This is a genomic window from Pelistega sp. MC2 (assembly GCF_900099475.1).
GTDB classification, from domain to species: domain Bacteria; phylum Pseudomonadota; class Gammaproteobacteria; order Burkholderiales; family Burkholderiaceae_B; genus Taylorella; species Taylorella indica.
In genome coordinates, this window is sequence record NZ_LT628271.1 from 1 (window position 1) to 2209 (window position 2209).

A 2209-nucleotide genomic window follows, 5' to 3' on the forward strand; every position below is an offset into this window, starting at 1 on the left:
TTTCGCATGCTATAACGTCCTTCTTCGCCTGTGATCGCCAAGGCATCCACCATGTGCACTTAGTTACTTGATCCTATAACTTTATCGGCTTATGGTTAAGCAAATAAACGTTTTATGATTAAGCTAACTTTATCTTCGGTGATATCTCTATCACCAGGATATATAGGCCTTTTCTCGGGCTGGTTCGCCCTCCTATACACCCTATGCTTGAGTTTGCGTGTTTATGCCGTTCATCAATGTTTATTCATATCTATCGATATACGTTGAGAACTTCAAAATAATAATGCAATCACAACCCATAAATAAATTTGTCATTTCACCTCTTCCTGAAAAGAGATAAAATTACGCATTTGAATTACTTGTTGTGCTTCTTCCAAATTGTTAAAGAACAGCCGTGTATTATCGCACTGATCACTCAGTAGGACAATACCTTTTTTAAAACCTGTTGATTGTTTTCTCTATCATTGCCACGGCACTAGTTGTCATGGTGGAGGATAACGGGATCGAACCGATGACCTCCTGCTTGCAAAGCAGGCGCTCTACCAACTAAGCTAATCCCCCAATATGCATCGGATTGGGTTGTTGCGTCGCTTCGTCGTGTACCTCGTTGTACACGTCATCGCTTGCGTCTACCACTCCTTGCATCTGATGATAATCTCCCTACCCTTGCTTTCGCGACGATAAAGGCGACACCCTCAGTCCAACTCTTTGGTGGGTCAAGCTGGAATCGAACCAGCGACCCCCGCCTTATCAAGACGGTGCTCTAACCGACTGAGCTACTGACCCATTCTAGCTTCGTGTTTAATGATAGTCATAAACAACCGATAAGCGTGGACGCTTCCGCTTCGAGAGCATGCTCTTAAAGGAGGTGATCCAGCTGCAGCTTCCGCTACAGCTACCTTGTTACGACTTCACCCCAGTCATGAATCCTACCGTGGTAGTCGTCCTCCTTGCGGTTAGACTAACTACTTCTGGTAAAACCCACTCCCATGGTGTGACGGGCGGTGTGTACAAGACCCGGGAACGTATTCACCGCGACATGCTGATCCGCGATTACTAGCGATTCCGACTTCATGCAGGCGAGTTGCAGCCTGCAATCCGGACTACGATCGGGTTTATGAGATTAGCTCCGCCTCGCGGCTTGGCAACCCTCTGTCCCGACCATTGTATGACGTGTGAAGCCCTACCCATAAGGGCCATGAGGACTTGACGTCATCCCCACCTTCCTCCGGTTTATCACCGGCAGTCTCATTAGAGTGCTCTTGCGTAGCAACTAATGACAAGGGTTGCGCTCGTTGCGGGACTTAACCCAACATCTCACGACACGAGCTGACGACAGCCATGCAGCACCTGTGTTCCGGTTCTCTTGCGAGCACAGTCAAATCTCTTCGACCTTCCGAACATGTCAAGGGTAGGTAAGGTTTTTCGCGTTGCATCGAATTAATCCACATCATCCACCGCTTGTGCGGGTCCCCGTCAATTCCTTTGAGTTTTAATCTTGCGACCGTACTCCCCAGGCGGTCAACTTCACGCGTTAGCTGCGCTACTAAGTCCCGAAGAACCCAACAGCTAGTTGACATCGTTTAGGGCGTGGACTACCAGGGTATCTAATCCTGTTTGCTCCCCACGCTTTCGTGCATGAGCGTCAGTATTATCCCAGGGGGCTGCCTTCGCCATCGGTATTCCTCCACATCTCTACGCATTTCACTGCTACACGTGGAATTCTACCCCCCTCTGACATACTCTAGTCCGGGAGTTAAAAATGCCGTTCCAAGGTTGAGCCCTGGGATTTCACATCTTTCTTTCCGAACCGCCTGCGCACGCTTTACGCCCAGTAATTCCGATTAACGCTTGCACCCTACGTATTACCGCGGCTGCTGGCACGTAGTTAGCCGGTGCTTATTCTTCAGGTACCGTCAGCGTCCGAAGGTATTAACCTCGAACTTTTCTTCCCTGACAAAAGTGCTTTACAACCCGAAGGCCTTCATCGCACACGCGGGATGGCTGGATCAGGGTTGCCCCCATTGTCCAAAATTCCCCACTGCTGCCTCCCGTAGGAGTCTGGGCCGTGTCTCAGTCCCAGTGTGGCTGGTCGTCCTCTCAAACCAGCTACGGATCGTCGCCTTGGTGAGCCGTTACCTCACCAACTAGCTAATCCGATATCGGCCGCTCCAATAGTGAGAGGTCTTACGATCCCCCCCTTTCCCCC

At 49.9% G+C, this 2209-nt stretch carries 2 tRNA genes and 1 rRNA gene; all 3 read right to left on the reverse strand.

The window, feature by feature from the left end:
* Positions 1 to 485 precede the first annotated feature (485 nt).
* Positions 486 to 561: transfer RNA gene (locus BQ4443_RS00030), tRNA-Ala, on the reverse strand.
* A gap of 148 nt (positions 562 to 709) precedes the next feature.
* Positions 710 to 786, reverse strand: a tRNA-Ile gene (locus BQ4443_RS00035).
* A 75-nt stretch (positions 787 to 861) separates the two neighbouring features.
* Positions 862 to 2209: ribosomal RNA gene (locus tag BQ4443_RS00040) — 16S ribosomal RNA — on the reverse strand; the annotation flags it as partial.